This window comes from Virgifigura deserti, assembly GCA_003576685.1.
Classification (GTDB): Bacteria; Pseudomonadota; Alphaproteobacteria; order Dongiales; family Dongiaceae; genus Virgifigura; species Virgifigura deserti.
On record QOZR01000001.1, the window covers coordinates 462,931 to 486,749 of the forward strand.

Consider the following 23,819-nt stretch of genomic DNA (forward strand, 5'->3'; position numbering starts at 1 on the left):
GGCTATTCGCCGGACAGTGCCATATCCTCGATCGTTTCCGGCAGCCGCACCCCCTCGGTCGCGTAGAACTCCGCCGTTCCAATCCCGACGAAGTCGTAGAGGATGGCCGTACCGACGCCGAGAACCAGCGCGATACAGGTGCCGAGCAGAAATGCCTTCATCGCCCAGCCTCCTTCGGCGAGGCACGTCCCTCGAGCTCGTCGACCCATAAATCGTGATGCTCTTCCGCCCAGTTTCGGTCGACCTGACCGCCCCACATGGCGTCGATCGCGCCCACCATCCCGATAGTGCCGATCCAGATATGGCCGATGATGATCGCAGTCATCAGAAGCCCGGCGGCGGCGTGGATCACCTGAGCCCACTGCATGCCGTTCACGCCGAGCCAGAAGAACGGGAACATCAACGACAATCCGCTCGCCAACAGGACGAGCCCGCCGAGGATCACGGACCAGAAGATCAGCTTCTGGCCAGCGTTGAACTTGTAGGCCGACGCACGGTGCGGGCCGTGCGGCAGAAAGCCGCCGCCCCTCTTCAGCCACTGCCAGTCGACAGCCCGGGGAATGTTGCGCCGCGTCCACATCACGGCCATGACCACCGCGCCGATCACGAAGGGCACGACAAAGGCCATGTGGATATAGGCGCTCCACAAGGCGACGGTGCTGTAGGCCTCGGCTCCGATCAGCGGCTTCAGAACGAGCTGACCGTAAAGGATTATGAGACCGGTCAACGCCACGAGGATGAAGCTGCCGGCCGTCATCCAGTGGTTCGTTCGCTCGAAACCGTTGAAGCGCAGGATCGTGCGACCGCTGAAGCCGCTCCGGAGCGGAATCCGCCCGCGATAGACCACGAACAGGAACAGCAGCAATGTGAAGCCGAGGATAGTCCACGCGCCCCAATTCACGATTTCCTCATTGTGCCAGCGGCGCCAGACGCGCCCCTCGGATTGAACGAGCACGCCCGCCTTCTCGTCCGGCAGATTGACGACGCCTTCCACATGCCATCGGTCGCGGATGAGGTCCGAATTATCGGTCGCGATCGGTCCTCGGAACGCGTCGTTCACCACCCCTGTGCGGTCGTTCGGATTGGCCTCCTCCTGCGCCGCGGCCGGCTGTGGGGGGAGTAGGAGCATGCCGACGACGAACAGCGGCGACAGCATGCGGGCGACATTGGAAATCGCGACCATTACTGTTCCTCCTCCGCGACCGGATCGGGCGTGGCATCGCCCTGACGGGCGGTGATCGCGGTTTTGTGGGCGCCGCCGGGCGCGGGCCCGGACATCTCGCGCCAGCGCTGCAGGAAGGTGCGTGCCTGCAGGACGTCCAGACTCGCTTCAAGCGACGGCAGGTCGTCCTGCGGTCCGCTATCGGTCACGCCGCCGGTCGGCTCGATATAGCGGGACGGGCCGAACCCGGGCTGGAACGTTAGGACCAGCAGAACCGCCAGGACGAGACAGACGATAGCCGAGCCGATGCGAACGCCGATCATCGGATCATTCCCTGATTCCTCGACCCTCACTCTTCGGCCAGAGAGCCGTAATAGGCGGTATTCCAACCCCAGGCGCCCGAGCCGAAGCCGCGTCGCAGAACTCGCTCCCGATAGATCTCGGCGATCATGTCGCCGTCGCCGGCCAGCAGCGAGCGGGTGGAACAGACCTCGGCGCAGAGCGGCAGCTTGCCTTCGGCAATGCGGTTGCGGCCGTATTTCAGATATTCTGCTTCGGAGTTGTTCTCCTCCGGGCCGCCGGCGCAGAAGGTGCATTTGTCCATCTTGCCGCGCGAGCCGAAGTTGGAGGCTTGCGGATATTGCGGCGCGCCGAATGGGCAGGCGTAGTAACAATAGCCGCAGCCGATGCAGACATCCTTCGAATGCAGCACCACGCCGATGTCGGTCTGGTAAATGCAGTCGACCGGGCAGACTGCGATGCAGGGCGCATCGTTGCAGTGCATGCAGGCGACCGAGATCGAGCGCTCGCCCGGGACGCCATCATTGATCGTAACGACGCGCCGGCGCTGCATGCCCCACGGCACTTCATGCTCGTTCTTGCAAGCTGTCGTACAGGCGTTGCACTCGATGCAGCGCTCGGCGTCGCACAGGAATTTCATTCTCGCCATAGCCGTACCCTCAAGCGCATTCCCATAGTCCTAGGCCCATAGCCTTACGCACGTTCGATCCGACATAAGGTGACCTTGCTCTCCTGCATCTGCGTGAAGATGTCGTAGCCATAGGTCTGAACGGTGTTCGTCGCTTCACCCAGCACGTAGGGAACGGTCCCTTCCGGATAACGGTCGCCTAGGTTCTCGCCTTGCCAGTAGCCGCCAAAGTGGAAGGGCATGAAAACCACGCCGGGGCCGACGCGCCGGGTCACCAACGCCTGCACCCGGATGCGGGCACCGTCGGGGCCATATATCCAGATCATGTCCCCATTCTCGATATAGTTGGCTTCGGCCTCGCGCGGGTTCACCTCGGCGAACATCTGCTGCTGCAGTTCCGCCAGCCATACATTGGCGCGGGTCTCATCGCCGCCGCCCTCGAATTCAACCAGGCGGCCGGAGGTGAGGATCAGAGGAAACCGGTCGGAAAAGTCCTGGCTCTGGATGCTCCAGTAGAGCACCGGCAGGCGGAAGTCGTGGCGATCATCGTAGGTCCGGTACTTCGGCAGGAGGTCGCGCCGCGGCGTATAAAGGGGCTCGCGGTGCAGCGGCACCGGATCGGGATAGTTCCAGGCGTAGCTGCGCGCCTTGCCGTTGCCGAATGGCGCACAACCATGCAGGATCGCCACCCGTTGGATACCGCCGGACAGGTCGGTCTTCCAATTGACTGCCCCGACGCTCCCTAGATCCGCACCGATCTGTTCGATCGTCTGCCGCTCCTGCGGCGTCAGGTCCTCATCCCAGCCGAGACGCTGCAGCAGCGCCATGGTGAACTCAGGATAGCCGTCCTTGATTTCGGATCCGACCGGAGCGGTGCCGTCGGCCAGGAGGCTCACGCCGCCTCGCTCCACGCCCCAGCGGGCGCGGAAGCATAGCCCGCCGTCGGCCACCGGTTTCGACGTGTCGTAGAGCACCGGCGTGCCAGGATGGCGCATCTCTGGCGTGCCCCAGCAGGGCCAGGGCAGGCCGTAAAAGTCACCCTTGACCGGTCCGCTCTCGGCCCGGGTCGTCGTGCTGTCGAAGAGATGCTGGTATCTCATATGCGCCTTGAGGCGTTCCGGCGACTGGCCCGTGTAACCGATCGTCCAGGAGCCGCGGTTGAACTCGCGGGTGATGTCCTCCGCAATCGGCTCGTCGTTCTCCACCGCGATGTTCTTGAACATCCTGTCGGCGAAGCCGAACTTGCGGGCGAACAGATACAGGATCTCGTAATCGGTCTTGGCCTCGAACATCGGCTCGATGACCTTCTCGCGCCACTGAACCATGCGAGAGGTATTGGTCACCGACCCGGCATATTCCATCGTCGTGCCGGCCGGCAGGAGATAGGTGTTGTCGGTCCGGTTGCCGAGCACCGCCGTCAGCGTCGGTACGGGGTCGATGATCACCAGGGTGTCGAGCGTTTCGAGCGCTTTCTTCAGGTCCGGTTGCCGGGTCTGCGAGTTCGGAGCGTGGCCCCAGAACACCATTGCCCGAATGTTGTGGGGCTGATCAATATTCTCCTCGGCCTCGAGCACGCCATCGTACCAGCGCGAGACAGGGATGCCCTTCGTCTCCATCAGCTTCTTGGATGCAAACCGGCTGAGCAGCCAGTCGTACTCGATGTCCCAGACCCGGGCCCAATGCTGCCACGCGCCCTCTTCGAGGCCGTAATAGGCCGGCAGGCTGTGCGACAATGCGCCGAGATCGGTCAGGCCCTGAATGTTGTCGTGCCCCCGGAAGATGGCGGTGCCGCCGCCCGACTGTCCGGCATTGCCGAGCGCGAGCTGCAATGTACAGAGCGCCCGGGTGTTGCTGCTGCCGATATGGTGTTGGGTGACTCCCATGCACCAAATGACGCTGGCGGGCTCGTTCTCCACCATCGTCTGGATGACGCGCCGCATCTGGTCCGGCGGCACGCCGGTGACGCGCTCGACCTCGTCGGGCGGCCAATTGGCGACCTCCTTGCGGATTTCGTCCATGCCCCAGACGCGCTGGCGGATGAACTCCTTATCCTCCCAACCATTCTCAAAGACGTGCCAGAGCAGCCCCCAGGTGAAGGCGACGTCAGTGCCGGAGCGGATTCGCACATACTCGTCGGCATGCGCCGCGGTGCGCGTGAAGCGCGGGTCGACGACGACCAGCTTGGCGCCGTTCGCCTCCTTCGCATGCAGGAGGTGCAGCATCGCGACCGGATGCGCCTCGGCCGGGTTGCCGCCGATGATCATCAGGAACTTGCTTCTCTGCAGATCATTCAGACCGTTGGTCATGGCGCCGTAGCCGAAGGTGTTGGCGACGCCGGCGACGGTGGTGGAATGGCAGATACGCGCCTGATCGTCGGTATTGTTCGTCCCCCAGAACGCCGCGAGTTTGCGCTGCAGGTAGCCCATCTCATTGCTGCCCTTGGCGGATCCCAGCCAGTAGACGGAATCCGGCCCGGCTTTCTCGCGAATCTTCAGCAGCCTGTCGCCGATCTCGTCGATCGCCTGCTCCCAGGAGATGCGCTGCCACTGCCCGCCTTGCAGTTTCGTCGGATATTTGAGCCGGCGGTGACCGATCGCGAGTTCGCGGGTTGCCGCGCCCTTGGCGCAGTGGGTTCCCATGTTGACGGGGCTTTCGAAGACCGGCTCCTGCCCGATCCAGGCGCCGTTCTGCACCTCCGCCCAGATACTGCAACCGACGGCACAGAAGGGGCAAATGGTCTTGCGGCGGACGATCTCGCCTTCCGCAACTGCGGGGTTCGCCGCCTCGGCCTTCTTCACCAGCTGAAGCGGTAGCGCGGCGAGCGCCCCCGCGCCGCCAAAGGCAAGACCGGAATTCCTAAGAAAGCCGCGGCGGCCGACGCTCTCGCCAGCGGCGGCGAATTGAGCGCTCAGACCTTGCCGCCGGATGAACCCGGACGCGCATTTCTTCAGCATCGCGATCCCTCCGTTGCCGACTTAGAAGCGGGACCGGCTATAGAATTCGCGGATATGCGGCGTTTCCCGGTAGACCGGCTCCGTCTTCGACGGTGCCGGCTGGTCATCCGTCGGCATCGGTGCGGACCCCGCTGCGGCCATCGCCGCTGCCGTGACGCCGCCCGCGCCGATGCCGGCCAGCAGTGCGCGGCGGCCGATGCCCCGCGCTTCACCGTCTGCTCCGCCATTCAATCGTCCTGTCTGTCGGTCGACCACGACCGCCATCCTCCCCAATCACTGGTAAGTTGGCCTCGAACACCCCTTTTAGGGCGGCGGTCGAAGCCGACGCCTTATCAATCAAACACTTCGGGTCCGCGAGGGTTTCGCCGGAAGGGGCAATTTTCGAACTTTTTTGAACCGGCGGCGACGGCGGACTGTTCCCGCTATAGGAGATGGAGGAAATGAGGAGGGCTTCCCATGAAACGCACGAGTTTGCTGGCCGTCGCGTTTGGCGTGACCGTTCTTCTGCTGCCGTCGATCGCGTCGGCCCAGGACTGTGCCGGCGCGATCACCGCTGTCGACCAGAAACTGCAAAAGTCCCAGCAACGCGACAATTGGAACCGCATCCAGGTCCGGCTCTACGTCGCCGAGCAGTTTCTCGAGGACAACGAGCCCCAGAAGTGTCTGGAGGCCGTCCGCAAGGCGGAAACGATCGCCCGGCTTCGGGTGAATCCGGAGACCGGGACAACGACATCCGGCTCGACACAAACAGCCGACCCGCCGGAGGAAGCCTCGGCGGAGGGAGCCGATCAGGACAAGGATACGAGCCCCGCCGGTGCCAATATCCAGGGTCTCGATGAAGAAGGCTGGGGGAGGAACGAGGCTGATGCCGTCCCGGCCCCTGACGAGCGGTAATCGACAGGAACCCGCTTGTAGCCGCCCGTGGGCCTAGACTGGGCATAGACAGCGAGGCGGCCTTTTGCCTACAGTCTGGCGCGTCGCGACCGCACGCGACCGCAAGGCCCGTATTGCGACCGGCGGGCCGGTAAACGCCAGACGAGGAAAGACATGCGCCTATCCGCCTATTTCATGCCGACGCTGCGGGAAACCCCGGCGGAGGCGCAGATCGTGTCGCATCGGCTGATGCTGCGCGCCGGCATGATCCGGCAGGCCAGCGCCGGGATCTATTCCTGGCTGCCGCTCGGCTTCCGCGTGCTGAAGCGGATTGAACAGATCGTCCGCGAGGAGCAGGACCGGGCCGGCGCCCAGGAAGTGCTGATGCCGACGATCCAATCGGCCGATCTCTGGAAGGCCTCCGGGCGCTATGACGATTACGGCAAGGAGATGCTGCGCATCACCGATCGCCACGAGCGCGAGATGCTCTACGGGCCGACCAACGAGGAACTGATCACCGACATCTTCGCCAGCGCGGTGAAGAGCTACCGGGACCTGCCGCGGATGCTCTACCATATTCAGTGGAAGTTCCGCGACGAGGTGCGGCCGCGGTTCGGCGTGATGCGCGGCCGCGAGTTCCTGATGAAGGACAACTACTCCTTCGACCTCGACTATGAGGGTGCGCGGCGCTCCTACAACAAGATGTTCGTCGCCTATCTGCGGACCTTTGCCCGGATGGGGCTGAAGGCGATTCCGATGGCGGCGGAAACGGGCCCGATCGGCGGCGATCTGAGCCACGAGTTCATCATCCTCGCCGATACCGGGGAGAGCGCCGTGTTCTGCCACCGCGACTTCCTGAACTTCGACGTGCCGGGCGCCGATACCGATTACGAGACGGATCTGGAGCCGATCGTCGGCAAATGGACCTCGCTCTATGCGGCGACGGACGACAAGCATGACCCTGCCGCCTGTCCGGTCCCGAAAGACCAGCTCGTCGAGGCGCGGGGCATCGAGGTCGGTCATATCTTCTATTTCGGCACGAAATACTCGGAGCCGCTCGGCGCCGTCGTCGCCGGGCCCACAGGCGAGCAGACTGCCGTGCATATGGGGTCCTACGGGATCGGCGTCTCGCGACTGGTCGGCGCGATCATCGAGGCGAGCCACGACGAGGCCGGAATAATCTGGCCGGAACCGGTGGCGCCGTTCAAAGTGGGACTCGTCAATCTCAAAGCGGCCGATGCGGCCTGCGCGAAGGCCTGCGACGAGATCTATGCCAAGCTGCGGCAGGCCGGGATCGAGGTTCTCTACGATGATCGGGACGAGCGGCCGGGGGCGAAATTCGCTGACATGGATCTGATCGGCCTGCCCTGGCAACTCGTCGTCGGGCCACGCGGCCTCGCCTCCGGGACGGTTGAGCTGAAGCGACGGGCGAACGGCGAGCGGGCGGAGCTGTCGGTCGACGGGGCGCTGTCCCGCCTGATCCCATAGCGCGGCCGGCATTCCTTCGATGTTCTCAGCCTTCGAACGCACCGTGGCGATGCGCTATCTCCGCTCGCGCCGGCAGGAAGGATTCATCTCGGTCATCGCCGGCTTCTCGCTGCTCGGGATCGCGCTCGGCGTGGCCACGCTGATCATTGTCATGTCGGTGATGAACGGCTTCCGGCACGAACTGTTGTCGCGGATCCTGGGATTGAACGGGCATCTGACCGTCTATGCGCAGCAGGGGCCGTTGCCCGAATTCGATGCTCTCGCCGGGCAAATTCGCGACCTGCCGGGCATCGTCAGCGTGACCCCAATCGCGGAAGGGCAGGTGATGGCGACGTCGGCGAATCAGGCGGGAGGGGCGGTTGTCCGCGGCGTCCGCCCCGAAGACCTGAAGGGGCGGCGGATCATCGCCGACAACATCGTCGCCGGCGATCTCGACCGGTTCGCCGGCGAGCATGCCGTCATCATGGGGAGCCGGCTGGCGCAGCAACTCGGCCTGAGGGTCGGCGACGATGTGACCCTGATCTCGCCGCAGGGGACGACGACCATCATGGGCACCGTGCCGCGCATGAAGTCCTATGAGATCGTCGGCCTCTTCGAAGCCGGCATGTTCGAGTATGACAGCACCTTCATCTATATGCCGCTCGAGGCAGCGCAGCTCTTCTTCCGCCTTCCCGACGCGGTCAGCAGTCTGGAGATCATGGTCGCGAATCCCGACGTGGTGCGGGAGATTGGCTACAAGGTGCTGAGCAGGATCGGAACGGGATATCGGCTAGTCGACTGGCAGCGGGCGAACTCCACCTTCTTCAACGCCATTCAGGTCGAGCGGAACGTGATGTTCCTGATCCTGACGCTGATCATCCTGGTCGCGGCCTTCAACATCATCTCGGGCCAGATCATGCTGGTGAAGGACAAGGGCCACGACATCGCCATACTGCGGACCATGGGGGCCACGCGCGGCATGATCATGCGGATCTTTCTTCTCAGCGGGGCCAGCATCGGAGTCCTCGGAACGGTCCTCGGCTTCGCGCTCGGCCTGACCTTCGCGAACAATATCGAGGCGATCCGGCAATGGCTGGAAGGCCTGACCAGGACCGAGCTGTTCTCGGCCGAGATCTATTTCCTGTCGAAGCTGCCGGCGATCGTCGATCCATGGGAGGTCGTCACCGTGGTCGTGATGGCTCTCACCCTGTCGCTTCTGGCGACGATCTACCCGTCCTGGCGCGCCGCCCGCCTCGATCCGGTCGAGGCGCTGCGCTATGAATGAGCGGAGACAGCAAGACGGGTCCATGGCCGCGGAAAGGAAAGGAGCGCTTCGGCTGGAGCATGTCAGCCGCAGCTTCGCCCAAGGGGCGGCGCGGCTCGAAGTGATCAAGGACGCCTCGCTGACGCTGCCGCGCGGCGAAATGGTGGCGCTGGTCGGGCCGTCCGGCTCGGGAAAGTCGACGCTCCTGCACATCGCCGGCCTTCTCGAGCGGCCGGACGGTGGCGAGATCTGGATCCTGGACAATCCAAGCAGCAGGCTTTCCGATGCGCGCCGCACGGAACTGCGGCGCACTGCGATCGGCTTCGTCTACCAGTACCACCATCTGCTGCCGGAATTCTCCGCCCTGGAGAACGTCGTGCTGCCGCAGATGATCGCCGGCCGCAGCCGAAGGGCGGCAGCCGAACGGGCGCGGGAGCTCTTGGGTCTGGTCGGTCTCAGCCAGCGGTTGCGCCATCGGCCGGCGCAGCTTTCGGGCGGCGAGCAGCAGCGGGTCGCCATCGCCCGGGCACTCGCCAACGCCCCGGCGCTGCTTCTCGCAGACGAGCCGACCGGAAACCTCGATCAGCATACCGCGGACGACGTGTTCGCCCTGCTCGGCAAGCTCGTCCACGAGATGCAGGTCGGCGCGCTGATCGCCACGCACAATCTTAATCTCGCGCAGCGCATGGACCGCACGATCACACTGCGTGACGGCGTGATCGTACAGCTTTAGGTCGATTTGCGGATGAGTTCGAAATGACCTTTTTCTTGTCATTGCCCGGCTTGACCCGGCAATCCATGGGGCCGCAGCATGATGGATGCCCGGATCAAGTCCGAGCATGACAATGAGAAAGGATCTGCAGGCCTGATCGAAAGCCGCTCCGGCTTCGAGGTGGGTCTCCTCAATTCTTTTGATTTTTGAATGTTGCCGAAGCGTTTCGGCTGACTTGGTGGCCGGCTTGTGGGATCGTTGAAACGACCTGCAAGCGGTAGGGGGTTTTCGTGGGTCACTCGGGGTTCGTCCATCTGCGCGTCCACTCCGCCTATTCGCTGTCGGAAGGCGCGATCAAGATCAAGTCGCTGATCGAGCTGTGCCGGCGCGACGGCATGCCGGCCGTGGCGGTAACCGATACCGGCAATCTGTTCGGTGCCCTGGAGTTCTCGCTCGCCGCGCGCGATGCCGGTGTGCAGCCGATCATCGGCTGCCAGATCGCGATTGCGCGCGAGGGCGCCCACTTCTCGGGCGATCCGGAGGAGGGAGAGGGCGGCGCCATTCCTGCACCGGGCCCGCGGCGTTCGCCCGACCAGCTTGTGCTGCTTGTCCAGGACGAGGTCGGCTACCGCAACCTGTTGCGGCTGGTCAGCAAATCATTTCTGGACGGTGCCCCTGGCGACGATCCGCAGCTGCCGATGACGGCTCTTGAGGGAATGACCGATGGGTTGATCGCGCTGACCGGCGGCCCGGCGGGCCGCGTCGGCCGGCTTCTGCTCGAAGGTCAGGACGACGCCGCGGAAACGACCCTCGCGCGTCTCGCTCGGCTGTTCCCGGATCGCCTGTATGTCGAGCTGATGCGCCATGGCCAGGAGGCCGAGGATCGCATCGAGTCGCGGCTGATCGATCTCGCTTACGCGCATGATCTCCCGCTCGTGGCGACGAACGAGGCTTTCTTCGGCGACGCCGACATGTACGAGGCACACGACGCGCTGCTCTGCATCGCCGCCGGCGCCTATGTCGGGCAGGGCGAGCGCCGCCGGGTCACGCCCGAGCACTGGTTCAAGCCGGCGGCCGCGATGCGGGAGCTGTTCGCCGATCTGCCGGAAGCCGTCGACAACACGCTGGTGATCGCGCAGCGCTGCGCATTCATGCCGGAGCCGTGCCGACCGATCCTGCCGGCCTTTCCCGTCGCCGAGGGACAGAACGAAGCGGAGGAACTGCGCCTGGAGGCGGAGCGCGGCCTCGAGCGGCGCCTGGAAGCGCAGGTCTACCGGCCGGAGATGGATGATGCGGCGCGAGAAGAGGTGGCGAAGCCCTATCGCGAGCGGCTGTCCTTCGAGTTGGGCGTCATCAACCAGATGGGCTTCCCCGGCTACTTCCTGATCGTCGCCGACTTCATCCAATGGGCGAAGCGGCAGGGCATCCCCGTCGGGCCGGGGCGCGGCTCCGGCGCCGGATCGGTGGTCGCCTGGGCGCTGACCATCACCGACCTCGACCCGCTTCGCTTCGGGCTTCTGTTCGAGCGCTTCCTCAATCCCGAGCGGGTCTCGATGCCCGACTTCGACGTCGACTTCTGCCAGGACCGCCGGGACGAGGTGATCCGCTATGTGCAGGAGAAGTATGGGCGCGACCGTGTCGCCCAGATCATTACCTTCGGAAAGCTGCAGGCCCGTGCCGTACTGCGCGATGTTGGCCGCGTGCTGCAGATGTCTTACGGGCAGGTCGACCGGCTGTGCAAGATGGTGCCGAACAACCCGGCCAATCCGGTCACGCTGCAGCAGGCGATCGACGGCGAGCCGATGCTGCGGGAGTTGCGCGACCAGGACGAGAGCGTCGGGCGGCTGATCGATATCGCGCTGAAGCTGGAGGGGCTCTACCGCCACGCCTCGACCCACGCGGCCGGCATCGTGATCGGCGACCGGCCGCTCGACGAGCTGGTGCCGCTCTACCGCGATCCGCGCTCGGACATGCCGGTCACCCAGTTCAACATGAAGTTCGTCGAGCAGGCCGGGCTCGTGAAGTTCGATTTCCTCGGGCTGAAGACGCTAACCGTCCTGGCCCGCGCCCGCGACCTGATCGCTGAGCGGGGAGAGAGCATCGACCTTTCGAACCTTCCGCTCGACGACGCAAAGTCATACGAGATGATCGGCCGCGGCGAGTCGACCGGCGTGTTCCAGCTTGAAAGCTCGGGCATGCGCGACGTGCTGCGCAAGATGAAGCCCGACCGGTTCGAGGACATCATCGCCGTCGTCGCCCTCTACCGGCCGGGCCCGATGGACAACATCCCGAGCTACATCGCGCGCAAGCATGGGGAGGAGGAGCCCGACTATCTGCACCCGACCCTGGAAGGAATCCTGAAGGAGACCTTCGGCATCATGATCTATCAGGAGCAGGTCATGCAGATCGCCCAGGAGCTGTCGGGCTACAGCCTCGGCACCGCCGACCTCCTGCGCCGGGCCATGGGCAAGAAGATCAAGGCCGAGATGGAGGCGCAGCGGAAGATCTTCGTCGACGGCGCCGTCGCCCGTGGCGTCCGCGCGGCAAAGGCCGAGCAGGTCTTCGATCAGGTCAACAAGTTCGCGGGCTACGGCTTCAACAAGAGCCATGCCGCGGCTTATGCGCTGGTCGCCTATCAGACCGCCTGGCTGAAGGCGAATTATCCGGTCGAGTTCTTCGCCGCGTCCATGACCCTCGACTATGGCAATACGGACAAGCTGAACGTCTTCCGGCAGGAGCTAGGCCGGCTGAAGATCCGGCTCCTCCCGCCGGACATCAACCGCTCCCGCGCCAGCTTCGGTGTGGAAATCGTCGAAGGCGGCGTGCGGGCGATCCGTTATGCGCTGGCGGCGATCAAGAGCGTCGGCGCCGGTGCCGTCGAGGCGCTGGTGCGGACACGTGAGGCGGAAGGCGCCTTCAAGAGCCTGTTCGATTTCACGGCGCGACTCGACCCCCGGCTGCTCAACCGGCGCCAATTGGAAACTCTGGTCTGCGCGGGGGCCTTCGACGGGCTGAACCCGAACCGGCGTCAGACGTTCGAGGCGGCGGAGACGATCCTGCGGCACGCGAATGCGGCCGCGAGCGAACGGGAGAGCCTTCAGGTCAGCCTGTTCGGCGACGGCGGAGGCGAGGGCGGTCGTTTTACCCTGCCGGCGGTCGCCGACTGGCCGTCGATGGAGCGTCTGCGTCACGAGTTCGAGGCCATCGGCTTCTATCTCTCCGCCCATCCGCTGGACGCCTATGGCAAGACGCTGGAGCGGCTGGAGGTCGTTCCCTATGTCGACCTCCCGGTCTGGATGAGCGGCCGGACGACCAACCGGGCGAAGCTTGCCGGCATCGTCATCAACCGGCAGGAACGGACCTCGTCACGGGGCAACCGGTTCGCCTTCGTTCAGCTCTCCGACGCCAGCGGGATGTTCGAGGTGATGGTCTTCTCGGACCTCCTCGCCACCGAGCGCCACCTCCTCGAACCCGGTCAGGCGGTGCTGATCGGGGTCGAAGTGCGCAGCGAGGACGGCAATATGCGGCTCACCGGGCAGTCGGTCCGCGCGCTCGATGAGGCGGTGACCCAGGCGACGACCGGGTTAAGGATCTTTCTTAACGAATCGATGCCTCTCGACAGCCTGTGCCAGGTAATGCAGCACGAGGGCCGCGGCCGCGGCCGAATCAGGCTGGTGCTCGAGATCGAGCGCGCCCGCGAGGTCGAAATGGCGCTGCCCGGCGCTTGGTCGCTCTCGGCCGCGACTCGAGCCGCCATCAAGGCGATCCCCGGGGTCGTCGACGTGCAGGATCTCTAGCGAGATCTCTACGACGTCCGCCCGACAACGCCGGGAAAGGGCTTGCGAAAACCGGGTGGGGCGGCTATCTAACCGCGGCTTACTTCACACGCGGGTTCGCGGCCGGTCGGGGGCTTCCCTCCGATGGTCGCTCCGGTGTTCTTTGCTGTGGCTGCCATAGGGTTGCCATGGCCGGGACCGAACGCCCGCGGAGGTCTAACCGGAAAAGGAACGTTTCATGCCTCTACCAACCTATTCGATGCGCCAGCTCTTGGAATCCGGCGTCCATTTCGGGCACCATACCCGGCGCTGGAACCCGAAGATGGCGCCGTACATTTACGGCGTCCGCAACGGCATTCACATCATCGATCTCGAGCAGACCGTGCCGATGCTGCATCGCGCGCTTGAGGCGGTGCGGGACGTCGCCGCCAGTGGCGGCCGGGTTCTGTTCGTCGGGACGAAGCGTCAGGCGAGCGATAAGGTCGCCGACGCGGCGAAGCGCTGCGGCCAATATTACGTCAACCATCGGTGGCTTGGCGGCATGCTCTCGAATTGGAAGACGATTTCCAATTCGATCAAGCGGTTGCGCCAGTATGACGATCGGTTGGCCGAGGCCGAGGCCGGGTTGACCAAGAAAGAGTTGCTGCAGATGACGCGCGAGCGGGACAAGCTCGAGCGGGCGCTCGGTGGCATTAAGGAGATGGGCGGCCAGCCCGATATCCTGTTCATCATCGACACGAACAAGGAAGATATCGCCGTTGCCGAGGCGAGAAAGCTTGGAATTCCCATCGTGGCCGTCCTCGACAGCAACTCGGACCCGAGCGGCATCACCTACCCGATTCCGGGCAATGATGACGCAATCCGCGCCATCTCGCTTTACTGCGACTTGGTTTCCGGCGCCGTTCTCGATGGCCTGCAACGCGAAATGATCGCGTCAGGGACGGATATCGGTGAGGCCGAAGAGGCTCCGGCCGAGACGCTGGCGCCCGAAACCGAGGGCCCAGCGGCGGAATCCTCGGCGGCGAACGCCGAGCGCGAGGAGACCTCCGCCACGGCGTAAAGATTATCCGGGTGGGCGGGGCTCATTTCATGCCCGTCCACCCGTCCTATCGGCTCCGCCGACCGGAATTCGTATGAAAGAGGATAAGTTATGGCCGAAATCACAGCCGCGCTGGTAAAGGAGCTGCGGGAGACGTCGGGCGCCGGCATGATGGACTGCAAGAAGGCGCTGATCGAGACGTCCGGCGACCTGGATGCTGCCGTCGACTGGCTCCGCAAGAAGGGGCTTGCCGCCGCCGCCAAGAAGGCGGGGCGCGTCGCCGCCGAGGGTCTGGTCGGTGTCGCGACCCAGGGTGCCCGCGGCGCCGTGGTCGAAGTCAATTCGGAAACTGACTTCGTCAGCCGCAACGAGGAGTTCCAGCGCTTCGTCGAAACCGTCGCCGAGATGGCCCTGAACGTCGACGATATCGAGCAACTGAAGACGCAGCGTTACCCCGCGACGGAGGCGACCGTTGCCGATCGGCTGACGCAGCTTGTCGGCACCATCGGCGAAAACATGTCGCTGCGGCGCACGGCGCGGCTGACCGTCGATCCCGGTGTTGTCGCAAGCTATGTTCATAACGCGCTGGTGCCGGGCCTCGGCAAGATCGGCGTTCTGGTCGCCCTAGAATCGACCGGCGATCCGGAAAAGCTCGCGGCGCTGGGCAAGCAGCTCGCGATGCACGTCGCGGCTGCCAACCCGCAGGCATTGACGATCGACGAGGTCGATCCGGCGATGCTGGAGCGCGAGCGCGCCGTGCTGGCGGAGCAGGCGCGTGCCTCGGGCAAGCCGGCCGAGATCATCGATAAGATGGTCGAGGGGCGGCTGCGCAAGTATTATGAGGAAGTGGTTCTGCTCGAGCAGATCTACGTCATCGACGGCGAGAGCAGGGTGAAGGCGGCGGTTGATGCAGCGGCCAAGGACATTGGCGCGCCCGTCAAGGTAACCGGCTTCGTCCGCATGGCGCTCGGAGAAGGCATCGAGCGGGAGCAGACGGATTTCGCCGCCGAGGTTGCCGCTCAACTCGGAGGATGACCCCGGCCTCGTCATCGAACGGCGCCTGCGGCCGTGATTTTCGGTGCGGCTTGGGGCTGAGCGTCAATTCCGCTCCGCTGCCCGGGGGACGCTTGGGGCGCGCGCCTGGGGGAAGATGGAGCTTGAAAGCGGATCGCTTTAAGACAGGGGAGCGGTGATGCCCTCGACGAGCAGTTACCAGCGCGTGCTGCTGAAGATATCGGGCGAGGCCCTGATGGGGGCGCGGGAGTTCGGCCTCGACCCGCATACGGTCGAACGGGTTGGCCGAGAGATCCAGGCCGTCCACGAGCTCGGAATTCAGGTTTGCCTCGTCATCGGCGGCGGCAACATCTTCCGCGGCATCGCCGGCGCCGCTCAGGGCATGCAGCGCGCCTCGGCCGACTATATGGGCATGTTGGCGACCGTGATAAACGCGCTGGCGATGCAGAACGCGCTGGAGCAGCTCGGGGTGAATACGCGCGTCCAGTCCGCCATTCCGATGGCGACGGTATGCGAACCCTATATCCGCCGCCGGGCGCAGCGGCATATGGAGAAAGGCCGCGTCGTGATCTTCGCGGCCGGCACGGGGAACCCGTTCTTCACGACCGATACCGCGGCGGCGTTGCGCGCGTCGGAAATGGGATGCGACGCTCTGCTCAAGGGCACCAAGGTGGATGGGGTCTACAGCGCGGACCCGAAGACCACGCCGGATGCGGTCCGCTACGATCATCTGACCTACCTCGACGTGCTGTCGCGGGACCTCAAGGTAATGGATGCCTCGGCGGTCTCTCTCGCGCGTGAAAATCACATTCCAATTCTGGTATTCTCCATCGAGAAGGATGGCGCGTTTGCCGAGGTCATGTCCGGCAACGGCAAATTTACGATCATATCCGACGGGGAGTGAAACGTGGCCGAACCGCAAATCAACGAACTGAAGCGTCGCATGGACGGTGCCCTCGAGGCCCTGCGCCGGGAATTCGCCGGCCTGCGAACGGGGCGTGCATCCGTGCATCTCCTGGAGCCGATCACCGTCAATGCCTATGGCAGCGAAATGCCGCTAACCCAGGTCGGAACGATCGGCGTGCCCGAGCCACGCCTGATCACGGTTCAGGTCTGGGACCGCAGCCAGGTTTCGGCGGTCGAGAAGGCGATCCGGGACTCGGGACTCGGCCTGAACCCTTCGAGCGAGGGTCAACTCGTTCGGGTTCCGATTCCGGAGTTGAGCCAGGAGCGGCGAGTCGAGATGACCAAGATCGCTCATAAATATGCCGAGCAAGCTCGCGTCGCGGTTCGCAATGTGCGTCGCGACGGGATGGACGTTCTGAAGCGGATGGAGAAGGACGGGGAGATCTCGAAGGACGAACATCGCGCATGGGCCGATGAAGTCCAGAAGATCACCGATGATCACATCAAGCGGATCGACGACGTCCTGGCGCAAAAGGAAAAGGAAATTCTGCAGGTTTAATTCGATGGAAGCCGTGCCGTCATCGGCTGGCGCCGAGCCGCCGGTTCATGTCGCGATCATCATGGACGGCAACGGGCGATGGGCCAAGGCGCGCGGGCTGCCGCGCACGGCTGGCCACCATCGCGGTGCCGATGCGGTGCGGCGTGCGCTCACCGGCGCCGGGGAGCTCGGGATCTCCTATCTCACACTCTACGGGTTTTCCTCGGAGAACTGGAAGCGGCCCGCCGCGGAGGTCGACGACCTGATGGGCCTGCTGCGGATCTATCTGCAGCGCGAGATCGCCGAGTTGCATGCGAGCGGCGTCCGCTTGCGGGTGATCGGCGAGCGGGAGCGGTTGGGCGAGGACTTGGTCCGGTTGATCAGCGCGGCGGAGCAGCGCACCGTCGACAACACCCGGCTGAATCTGACGGTTGCGCTCAGTTATGGCGGGCGAGGGGAAATCGCCCTTGCCGCTCGTCGTATCGCCGCTGAGGTCAAGGCGGGCCGGTTGACGCCTGATGAGATCGATGAACCGCTCTTCGCCAAATACCTATTGACCGCGGGGATCCCGGATCCCGACCTCGTCATCCGCACCAGCGGCGAAAAGCGGATCAGCAATTTCCTGCTGTGGCAGTCGGCCTATGCGGAACTCGTGTTCATGGACCGGTTATGGCCCGACTTCACGAAGGAAGATCTTCAAGATGCCATCCGAGAGTTCCAATGCCGCGATCGGCGCTACGGTGCCTCTCGATAGCAGCCATCACCTCCTGCGGAGACGCATTATCTCCGCGCTCGTGCTGGTGCCGCTGGCGCTGGCGCTGGTTGTTCTGGGATCGCCTTCCTGGGATGTCTTCGTCGCTCTGTTCGGCGCCGTAATGGCGTGGGAATGGACCCGGATCTGCAATCAGGGGCGCCTGGGGCTGGCCGGTTTCGTGATCATTGCCGCGGTGCTGACGGCCATCGCCGCCGCGGCCGCCGCGCTATACCAGGCGGCGTTCCTGATATTGATCGCCGGCGGTTTGTTCGGCACGGTGGTGTCGCGGCTTGGCGGCGAGACCGCCGCGAACTGGCAGGGCCTGGGCGCCGTCTATGTCGGTGCTCCCTGTATCTCTATCTTGTGGGTTCGATCCGAACTCGACGGTGGGCTGGAGACGTTGCTTTGGGTTCTGGCGCTGGTCTGGGCCACCGATACCGGCGCCTACATCGCTGGACGACGGATCGGGGGCGTAAAGCTGGCGCCCCGGATCAGCCCGAACAAGACCTGGGCCGGCCTGGGCGGCGGAATCGTCGCGGCGGCACTCGTCGGTCTCGCCGCCGCGCTTTGGCTGGGCACGCCCTCGATCTGGCTTCTCCTCGGCGTCAGCGCGGCCCTGGCAGTGGTTGAGCAGGTCGGGGATTTGGCTGAATCTGCTTTCAAGCGGCGATTCGGTGTCAAAGACAGCAGCGACATCATTCCCGGCCATGGCGGCGTCCTCGATCGTGTCGACGGCCTGCTTGCCGTCATCGTCGCGGTCGCGGGCCTGTCTCTTGCCGGCGGTGGGAGTGTGCTGCTGTGGTAACGAAGACGTCGTCGATCCGGCCGGCGCCTGTGGCGGTGCCGCGGCGTGTCACGATCCTGGGCTCCACCGGCTCTGTCGGTTCGAACACCATTGATCTGCTCGACCGCCAGCCGACGGCCTTTGCGGTTGAGGCGCTCACCGCGTTCGGCAATGCGACGCTGCTCGCCGAGCAGGCGCGGCGCCTGAAGCCGCGCCTCGCGGTGGTTGCGGACCCGAGGGAGTATGGGACGTTGCGCGCCGCTCTTTCCGGAACCGGGATCGAAGTCGCGGCCGGAACCGAAGCCGTCATCGAGGCCGCCCGACGCCCGGCGGACTGGGTCATGGCCGCAATCGTCGGCGCCGCGGGATTGGAGCCGACATTGGCAGCGATCCAGCGCGGCGCAATCGTCGCCCTGGCCAACAAGGAGTGCCTGGTCTGCGCCGGCAGCTTGTTGATGCGTGAGGTCGCCCGTTGCGGCGCAACCTTGCTGCCGGTCGACTCCGAGCACAGCGCGATCTTTCAGGTCTTCGACTTCAACCGGATCGATGCGGTGGAACGGATAATCCTGACGGCATCCGGCGGTCCGTTCCGCACGTTCGACCGGCAGGCGATGGCCGACGTAACGCCGGCCCAGGCGACGGCGCATCCCAATTGGGCCATGGGTGCCAAGATCTCGGTCGATTCGGCGACGATGATGAACAAGGGACTGGAACTCATCGAGGCCCATCATCTGTTCGGCCTGCCCGAAGAACGGATCGACGTTCTGGTCCATCCGCAGTCCGTGATTCACAGTCTGGTAGCCTATATCGACGGTTCGGTGCTCGCTCAACTCGGCAGTCCCGACATGCGGACGCCGATCGCTTATGCGCTGGGATGGCCGGACCGGATGACGGCGCCGTCGGCGCGTCTCGACCTGGCGCAGATCGCCACGCTTTCCTTCGAAGCCCCTGATCGGGAACGTTTTCCGGCGCTGCGTCTAGCCCGGGAAGCCTTGCAAACCGGTGATTCGGCGCCCACTATCTTGAACGCGGCCAACGAAGTCGCGGTCGGCGGCTTCCTGAACGGATCCATCGGGTTTCTCGACATCGCGCGGATCGTGGAGGAAACCCTGGCGCGCGTGCCGAATGGCACCTTGACGTGCCTCGCCGACGTCAAGGCGGTGGACTCCGCGGCCCGCGAAGAGGCGCGCCGTCTTGCCGCCGCGGCCGGCTGATGCCGGAAACGTTATTCGGCCGAGTATTTCGTTAGGCCATTTCGTTAGGCAAGGTCTGCCTGAATATGTTAATGCTGCCGCCGCCTGTCACGGTGCCCGGACCGCATCCGGGTGAGGAAAGGGACTTGGATCTGCAGAGATGGACATCTTGACCGGATTGCCGCTCTATCTCGTCAGCTTCCTGCTGGTGTTGACCGTCCTCGTCTTCGTGCATGAGCTCGGCCATTTCCTCGTTGCGCGCTGGAACGGCGTGCGGGTGGACGTATTCTCGATTGGTTTCGGCCCCGAACTCTTCGGGTTGACGGACCGGTCCGGCACGCGCTGGAAATTCAGCGCGCTGCCGTTTGGCGGCTATGTGAAGATGTTCGGCCACACCGAGACCGTTATCGAGGCGAATGGCAGCGAACGGCCAATGACGGAACCGGAGAAGGCGGTCTCCTTTCATCACAAGCGCCTGGGGCAGCGCAGCGCCATCGTCTTCGCCGGCCCCCTGGCGAATTTCCTGTTCGCGCTCGTTCTTCTGGCCGGGCTGTTCATGATCTACGGGCAGCAGTTCTCCTCGACCCAGGTTGGAACGGTCGTCGAGAACAGCGCCGCCGATGAGGCCGGCATTCAGCCCGGCGATCGGATCCTGTCGCTGAACGGGCAGGAGATCAGCCGGTTCGAGGAGATCGCCGCCATCGTCCAACTCGGGCTGAGCGAGCCGCTCAAGATCGTCGTCGAACGGAATGGCGAACGCGTCAACCTTACCGCAACGCCCAGGATCATCGAAGAGACCGACAATTTCGGCAACACCCACCGGATCGGCCGTCTCGGGATCGGCAGCACCGGCGTCGGCGAAGTTGTCCGCCACAATCCGCTGAGCGCGCTTTCGGCCGCGAGTGAGGAGATCTATCGCCTCACGGCCGGTACCCTGAAAGCGGTCTGGCAGATGATCGCGGGGACCCGTCCGGCGGAAGAACTGGGCGGCGTGATACGCATCGCCAAGATGTCCGGCGATGTCGCGCAAACCGGAATCGTGTCGCTGATCGGATTCGCTGCTCTGTTGTCAATCAATCTTGGTCTCATCAACCTGTTCCCCGTCCCGATGCTGGACGGTGGACATTTGGCGTTCTATGCGGCCGAGGCAATTCGGGGAAAGCCGCTTGGTCCGCGAGCGCAGGAGTGGGGCTTCCGCGTCGGGCTTGCTCTTGTTTTGACATTGATGGTCTTTGCGACCTGGAACGATTTGGTTAGCCTGCAGGTCGTCGATTTTTTCAAAGGCTTGATTACCTAGCCGGGGCCTCAAGGGGATCACACTTTTGCGGGGTTGGATAGTAGCGCTGGCGGTCGCCATTTGCCTTCTGGGCGCCGCTGCACCGGGCACGATGCGCGTAGCGGCTCAGGAGATCTTTACCGGCGAGCCGATTGCCGCGATTCAGATCGAGGGGACGCAGCGGATCGAGCCGGAGACGGTCCGCTCCTACATGCAGCTCAATGTCGGGGACCCCTTCGAGGCGGATCGGATCGATCGCGCCCTGAAAAGCTTGTTCGCCACGGGACTGTTTGCCGACGTGACCTTCCGGCGGGAGGGAGACACGCTGATGGTCCAGGTGGTCGAGAATCCGATCATCAATCGGCTGGCGTTCGAGGGGAACGATCGCATCGACGACGGGACGCTGGAAACCGAGGTACAGCTGCGGCCGCGCGTGGTCTTCACCCAAACCCGCGTTCAGAATGACGCGCGCCGCATTCTCGAAATCTATCGTCGCAGCGGGCGATTCGCCGCCACCGTCGAGCCAAAGGTCATCCCGCTCGACCAGAACCGAGTCGATCTGGTGTTCGAGATCGACGAAGGCCCAGTGACGTCCGTTGAGCGAATCGACTTCGTCGGGAACAGAGCCTTCAGCGACAGTGAGCTTCGCGACGAGATCCTGACCCAGGAGAGCGCGTGGTACCGCCCGTTCTCGACGACCGACACCTATGACCCCGATCGCCTCACCGTGGATCGGGAGGCGTTGCGCGACTTCTATCTCGAGGAGGGCTATGCCGATTTTCGAGTGGTTTCGGCGGTTGCCGAACTCTCTCCCGATCGCCAATCCTTCTTCATCACCTTCACGGTCGAGGAGGGGGAGCGCTATCGGTTCGGGGAGGTCGATATCGAGACCACGCTCCGGAATCTGGATCCGGAGACCCTGCGCGACGATATCACGACGGAGTCCGACGACTGGTATGACGCCGGCGAAGTCGAGGAGAGCATGGCCGCACTGACCGACAGAGTGGGCACCTTGGGGTACGCTTTCGTCGATGTCAGGCCGCGTCTGGAGCGGGACCGGGAAAACAGGGTCATCGACCTGACTTACGAGATCCAGGAAGGCCCCAGGGTCTTCATCGAGCGGATCGATATCTCCGGAAACGTAAGGACCTTGGACAAAGTCATCCGCCGCGAGTTCCGCCTGGTCGAGGGCGACGCCTTCAACACCGCCAAGCTTCGGCGGACGCGCCAGCGGATTCAGAATCTCGGCTTCTTTCGGACCGTCAATATCCGAAACGTGCCGAGTGACCGCCCGGACAGGACAACCGTTGAGGTCGAGGTCGAGGAACAGTCGACCGGCGAACTGACCTTCGGCATCGGCTTCTCGACGACCGAAGGTCCATTGGGCGACATCGGGCTTCGGGAGCGCAATCTTCTCGGTACCGGGAAGGATCTGCGCCTGAACCTCACCATCTCCGGTCGGCGATCCCAGGTCGACCTGAGCTTCACAGATCCTTATTTCCTGGATCGCGAGATCGCCGCCGGCTTCGACCTGTTCCGTACCGAAATCGATCGCCGGGAGAGTTCCTATGACGAGAAGAATCTCGGCGGGGGTGTCCGCGCCGGCTACGAGGTGAGCGAGTTCCTGCGGCAGACGCTGCGATATACGTTGAGCGAGAACGAGATCACCGACGTCCAGGATGATGCGTCCTTGGCGATCAAGCAGCAGGAAGGCGCAACCATCTCCTCGGTCGTTGGCCAGGAGTTGGTCTATGATCGGCGCAACAGCCGCTTCGATCCGACCGAAGGGTACTTCGTCAGGCTGCGTAATGACTTTGCCGGCGTCGGCGGCGACGTATCCTATTTGCGAAACAGATTAAGTGCCGGATATTATCTGCCTGTCTGGGAGGATCTTGTCGCGAGCGTCAGTGGCGAGGTCGGGTATATCTTCGGCATTGACGACGATGTCCGGGTCAATGACGCCTTCTTCCTCGGCGGCAACAATTTCCGGGGATTCAGCACCGGCGGCATCGGCCCGCGGGATCTCAACACCGACGATGCGTTAGGCGGGAACAAATTCGCGATCGGCACCGTCGACCTGTCGTTCCCGCTGGGACTGCCCGAGGAGTATCAGATTCGCGGCCGGCTCTTCTCCGATTTCGGGACTCTGTTCGACACCGATGCGGACGTTCCCGGCATTGCAGACAAATCCAGCGTCAGGGCCAGCGTCGGCGCCGGCATTACATGGCGCTCTCCCCTCGGTCCGATCGCAATAGATTTCGCGATCCCCATCGCGGAGGAAGACTTCGACGAGAGAGAGCTCTTTAGGTTCAGCCTTGGAACGAGATTTTGAAATGAAAGTTTTAATTCGACGAACAGCTGTTCTGGGTATCGCCTTGGCCGCTGTCACCCTCATGCTCCCGGCACTCAGTTCGGCGGTGGCGCAAGAGACAAGGACTCCACTAGTCATTGCCGTTATCGACGTGCAGCAGATCATGCAGGAATCCACGGCAGCAAGGAGTATTCAGACGGAGCTGGAGCGGCAGCGTGAAGCCTTTCAGGCGGAGCTTGCCGAGCAGGAGAACGCGTTGAGAGCGTCGGACCAGAAATTGGCAACGGAACGCGCGGGCCTGTCGCAAGAGGAATTTGTACAGCGACGTCAAGAACTTGACCAACAGGCGGCACAGCTTAGGCGCAATGTTCAGAACCGCAAAGAGCAGCTGGAGTCGTTGTTCAACAGCGGTATGGGGCAGGTTCGCCAAGCGCTGCTCGAAATCGTGGCGGAAATCGCGCAGTCGCGCGGAATAACGATGGTTCTGAGCAAATCCCAGGTCGTCCTGGCGGCAAACGACTTCGATATTACTGCGGAAGTAATGCAGAGGCTGAACGCAAAGCTGCCGAAGGTCAGTGCAGCCGCCCCACAATAGAACAGGTTCGACGTCGATTACTCCCGCAGCGGAGTCCGCGTGGAGTTCGTAAGCCCGGCGATGGCGATCATCCATGCTGGAAGTTTGGGATTAGATTAATCTACCAAGTTACTGTAAGAATTGGTATCAGAGCCTGATCCAATCACGTCGGTTCGATGTGATCGGTGAATTGGTCTGTAACTCTATGAACGAGAGCATGATCCGATCAGGTTGACTCGACCTGATCGGATCATGCTCTAGGGTGAGCGGTCGTGGTCCGGGGCCAGGCTGTCT

General features: G+C 63.8%; 21 protein-coding genes. 15 read left to right on the forward strand and 6 right to left on the reverse strand.

Annotation, left to right across the window (positions count from 1 at the left end; genetic code table 11):
- Positions 1 to 2: 2 nt before the first annotated feature.
- Genes DT069_RS24495 through DT069_RS02305 form a run of 6 tightly spaced genes read right to left on the reverse strand, consistent with a single transcriptional unit; the run spans position 3 to position 5,299 of the window.
- Positions 3 to 161 carry a hypothetical protein gene (locus DT069_RS24495; protein WP_162912927.1) on the reverse strand — a complete coding sequence of 53 codons (159 nt, stop codon included), beginning with the start codon at positions 159 to 161 and terminating at the stop codon, positions 3 to 5.
- Positions 158 to 1,183, reverse strand: coding sequence for a formate dehydrogenase subunit gamma (locus DT069_RS02285; protein WP_119458624.1), 1,026 nt, complete (start codon positions 1,181 to 1,183; stop codon positions 158 to 160). The genes DT069_RS24495 and DT069_RS02285 overlap by 4 nt, the downstream gene beginning before the upstream one ends.
- On the reverse strand, positions 1,183 to 1,485 hold the full coding sequence (locus DT069_RS02290; protein ID WP_119458625.1) for a hypothetical protein: 303 nt from the start codon (positions 1,483 to 1,485) through the stop codon (positions 1,183 to 1,185). The genes DT069_RS02285 and DT069_RS02290 overlap by 1 nt, the downstream gene beginning before the upstream one ends.
- A gap of 26 nt (positions 1,486 to 1,511) precedes the next feature.
- Positions 1,512 to 2,111, reverse strand: a complete 600-nt coding sequence (gene fdh3B, locus DT069_RS02295) for a formate dehydrogenase FDH3 subunit beta (RefSeq protein WP_119458626.1) — start codon at positions 2,109 to 2,111, stop codon at positions 1,512 to 1,514.
- A 44-nt stretch (positions 2,112 to 2,155) separates the two neighbouring features.
- Positions 2,156 to 5,044 (reverse strand): formate dehydrogenase subunit alpha, encoded by a 2,889-nt coding sequence (locus DT069_RS02300; RefSeq protein ID WP_119458627.1) that lies wholly within the window; start codon positions 5,042 to 5,044, stop codon positions 2,156 to 2,158.
- A 21-nt stretch (positions 5,045 to 5,065) separates the two neighbouring features.
- The gene (locus DT069_RS02305; RefSeq protein WP_162912928.1) at positions 5,066 to 5,299 is read right to left on the reverse strand and encodes a formate dehydrogenase; all 234 of its coding nucleotides are present in this window, start codon (positions 5,297 to 5,299) and stop codon (positions 5,066 to 5,068) included.
- A 201-nt stretch (positions 5,300 to 5,500) separates the two neighbouring features.
- On the opposite strand from DT069_RS02305, the gene DT069_RS02310 reads away from it, so the two are divergent.
- The 15 genes from DT069_RS02310 to DT069_RS02380 all read left to right on the forward strand — a co-directional run bounded on the left by DT069_RS02310 (position 5,501) and on the right by DT069_RS02380 (position 23,546).
- Entirely contained in the window at positions 5,501 to 5,938 is a 438-nt protein-coding gene (locus tag DT069_RS02310; protein ID WP_119458629.1) for a hypothetical protein, read from the forward strand.
- A gap of 153 nt (positions 5,939 to 6,091) precedes the next feature.
- Positions 6,092 to 7,405: a proline--tRNA ligase gene (gene proS, locus DT069_RS02315; protein ID WP_119458630.1), complete on the forward strand. Its 1,314-nt coding sequence runs from the start codon at positions 6,092 to 6,094 to the stop codon at positions 7,403 to 7,405.
- Positions 7,406 to 7,424: 19 nt separating this feature from the next.
- Positions 7,425 to 8,669, forward strand: coding sequence for a lipoprotein-releasing ABC transporter permease subunit (locus DT069_RS02320; RefSeq protein WP_119458631.1), 1,245 nt, complete (start codon positions 7,425 to 7,427; stop codon positions 8,667 to 8,669).
- 22 nt (positions 8,670 to 8,691) lie between these two features.
- Positions 8,692 to 9,381: an ABC transporter ATP-binding protein gene (locus tag DT069_RS02325; RefSeq protein WP_119458632.1), complete on the forward strand. Its 690-nt coding sequence runs from the start codon at positions 8,692 to 8,694 to the stop codon at positions 9,379 to 9,381.
- 269 nt (positions 9,382 to 9,650) lie between these two features.
- The gene (gene dnaE, locus DT069_RS02330) at positions 9,651 to 13,157 is read left to right on the forward strand and encodes a DNA polymerase III subunit alpha (RefSeq protein ID WP_119458633.1); all 3,507 of its coding nucleotides are present in this window, start codon (positions 9,651 to 9,653) and stop codon (positions 13,155 to 13,157) included.
- A 217-nt stretch (positions 13,158 to 13,374) separates the two neighbouring features.
- Entirely contained in the window at positions 13,375 to 14,196 is an 822-nt protein-coding gene (gene rpsB, locus DT069_RS02335; protein WP_119458634.1) for a 30S ribosomal protein S2, read from the forward strand.
- A 90-nt stretch (positions 14,197 to 14,286) separates the two neighbouring features.
- Positions 14,287 to 15,210, forward strand: a complete 924-nt coding sequence (gene tsf, locus DT069_RS02340) for a translation elongation factor Ts (protein WP_119458635.1) — start codon at positions 14,287 to 14,289, stop codon at positions 15,208 to 15,210.
- A gap of 157 nt (positions 15,211 to 15,367) precedes the next feature.
- Positions 15,368 to 16,093 (forward strand): UMP kinase, encoded by a 726-nt coding sequence (gene pyrH / locus DT069_RS02345; RefSeq protein ID WP_119458636.1) that lies wholly within the window; start codon positions 15,368 to 15,370, stop codon positions 16,091 to 16,093.
- Positions 16,094 to 16,132: 39 nt separating this feature from the next.
- Complete coding sequence (frr, locus tag DT069_RS02350; protein WP_425449974.1) at positions 16,133 to 16,654, forward strand: ribosome recycling factor; 522 nt, start codon at positions 16,133 to 16,135, stop codon at positions 16,652 to 16,654.
- A 4-nt stretch (positions 16,655 to 16,658) separates the two neighbouring features.
- The gene (locus tag DT069_RS02355; protein WP_119458638.1) at positions 16,659 to 17,387 is read left to right on the forward strand and encodes an isoprenyl transferase; all 729 of its coding nucleotides are present in this window, start codon (positions 16,659 to 16,661) and stop codon (positions 17,385 to 17,387) included.
- Positions 17,335 to 18,192 carry a phosphatidate cytidylyltransferase gene (locus DT069_RS02360; RefSeq protein WP_162912929.1) on the forward strand — a complete coding sequence of 286 codons (858 nt, stop codon included), beginning with the start codon at positions 17,335 to 17,337 and terminating at the stop codon, positions 18,190 to 18,192. Before DT069_RS02355 ends, DT069_RS02360 begins: the two co-directional genes overlap by 53 nt.
- On the forward strand, positions 18,186 to 19,385 hold the full coding sequence (locus DT069_RS02365) for a 1-deoxy-D-xylulose-5-phosphate reductoisomerase (RefSeq protein WP_425449941.1): 1,200 nt from the start codon (positions 18,186 to 18,188) through the stop codon (positions 19,383 to 19,385). Before DT069_RS02360 ends, DT069_RS02365 begins: the two co-directional genes overlap by 7 nt.
- Before the next feature lie 139 nt (positions 19,386 to 19,524).
- Positions 19,525 to 20,661 carry an RIP metalloprotease RseP gene (gene rseP, locus DT069_RS02370; protein ID WP_119458641.1) on the forward strand — a complete coding sequence of 379 codons (1,137 nt, stop codon included), beginning with the start codon at positions 19,525 to 19,527 and terminating at the stop codon, positions 20,659 to 20,661.
- Positions 20,662 to 20,752: 91 nt separating this feature from the next.
- Positions 20,753 to 22,972, forward strand: coding sequence for an outer membrane protein assembly factor BamA (gene bamA, locus DT069_RS02375; RefSeq protein ID WP_119458882.1), 2,220 nt, complete (start codon positions 20,753 to 20,755; stop codon positions 22,970 to 22,972).
- 1 nt (position 22,973) lies between these two features.
- Positions 22,974 to 23,546, forward strand: a complete 573-nt coding sequence (locus DT069_RS02380; protein ID WP_119458642.1) for an OmpH/Skp family outer membrane protein — start codon at positions 22,974 to 22,976, stop codon at positions 23,544 to 23,546.
- Positions 23,547 to 23,819 lie beyond the last annotated feature (273 nt).

Bases quoted from the DNA above. Each gene is read 5' to 3' on its own strand.
- DT069_RS02325 (WP_119458632.1), top strand. From the start codon at position 8,692: ATGGCCGCGGAAAGGAAAGGAGCGCTTCGGCTGGAGCATGTCAGCCGC.
- DT069_RS02360 (WP_162912929.1), top strand. From the start codon at position 17,335: ATGCCATCCGAGAGTTCCAATGCCGCGATCGGCGCTACGGTGCCTCTC.
- DT069_RS02380 (WP_119458642.1), top strand. From the start codon at position 22,974: ATGAAAGTTTTAATTCGACGAACAGCTGTTCTGGGTATCGCCTTGGCC.
- bamA (WP_119458882.1), top strand. From the start codon at position 20,753: ATGCGCGTAGCGGCTCAGGAGATCTTTACCGGCGAGCCGATTGCCGCG.
- DT069_RS02290 (WP_119458625.1), bottom strand. From the start codon at position 1,485: ATGATCGGCGTTCGCATCGGCTCGGCTATCGTCTGTCTCGTCCTGGCG.
- DT069_RS02320 (WP_119458631.1), top strand. From the start codon at position 7,425: ATGTTCTCAGCCTTCGAACGCACCGTGGCGATGCGCTATCTCCGCTCG.
- frr (WP_425449974.1), top strand. From the start codon at position 16,133: ATGGACGGTGCCCTCGAGGCCCTGCGCCGGGAATTCGCCGGCCTGCGA.
- DT069_RS02300 (WP_119458627.1), bottom strand. From the start codon at position 5,044: ATGCTGAAGAAATGCGCGTCCGGGTTCATCCGGCGGCAAGGTCTGAGC.
- pyrH (WP_119458636.1), top strand. From the start codon at position 15,368: ATGCCCTCGACGAGCAGTTACCAGCGCGTGCTGCTGAAGATATCGGGC.
- proS (WP_119458630.1), top strand. From the start codon at position 6,092: ATGCGCCTATCCGCCTATTTCATGCCGACGCTGCGGGAAACCCCGGCG.
- rseP (WP_119458641.1), top strand. From the start codon at position 19,525: ATGGACATCTTGACCGGATTGCCGCTCTATCTCGTCAGCTTCCTGCTG.
- DT069_RS02285 (WP_119458624.1), bottom strand. From the start codon at position 1,183: ATGGTCGCGATTTCCAATGTCGCCCGCATGCTGTCGCCGCTGTTCGTC.
- DT069_RS24495 (WP_162912927.1), bottom strand. From the start codon at position 161: ATGAAGGCATTTCTGCTCGGCACCTGTATCGCGCTGGTTCTCGGCGTC.
- DT069_RS02310 (WP_119458629.1), top strand. From the start codon at position 5,501: ATGAAACGCACGAGTTTGCTGGCCGTCGCGTTTGGCGTGACCGTTCTT.
- rpsB (WP_119458634.1), top strand. From the start codon at position 13,375: ATGCCTCTACCAACCTATTCGATGCGCCAGCTCTTGGAATCCGGCGTC.
- fdh3B (WP_119458626.1), bottom strand. From the start codon at position 2,111: ATGGCGAGAATGAAATTCCTGTGCGACGCCGAGCGCTGCATCGAGTGC.
- tsf (WP_119458635.1), top strand. From the start codon at position 14,287: ATGGCCGAAATCACAGCCGCGCTGGTAAAGGAGCTGCGGGAGACGTCG.
- DT069_RS02355 (WP_119458638.1), top strand. From the start codon at position 16,659: ATGGAAGCCGTGCCGTCATCGGCTGGCGCCGAGCCGCCGGTTCATGTC.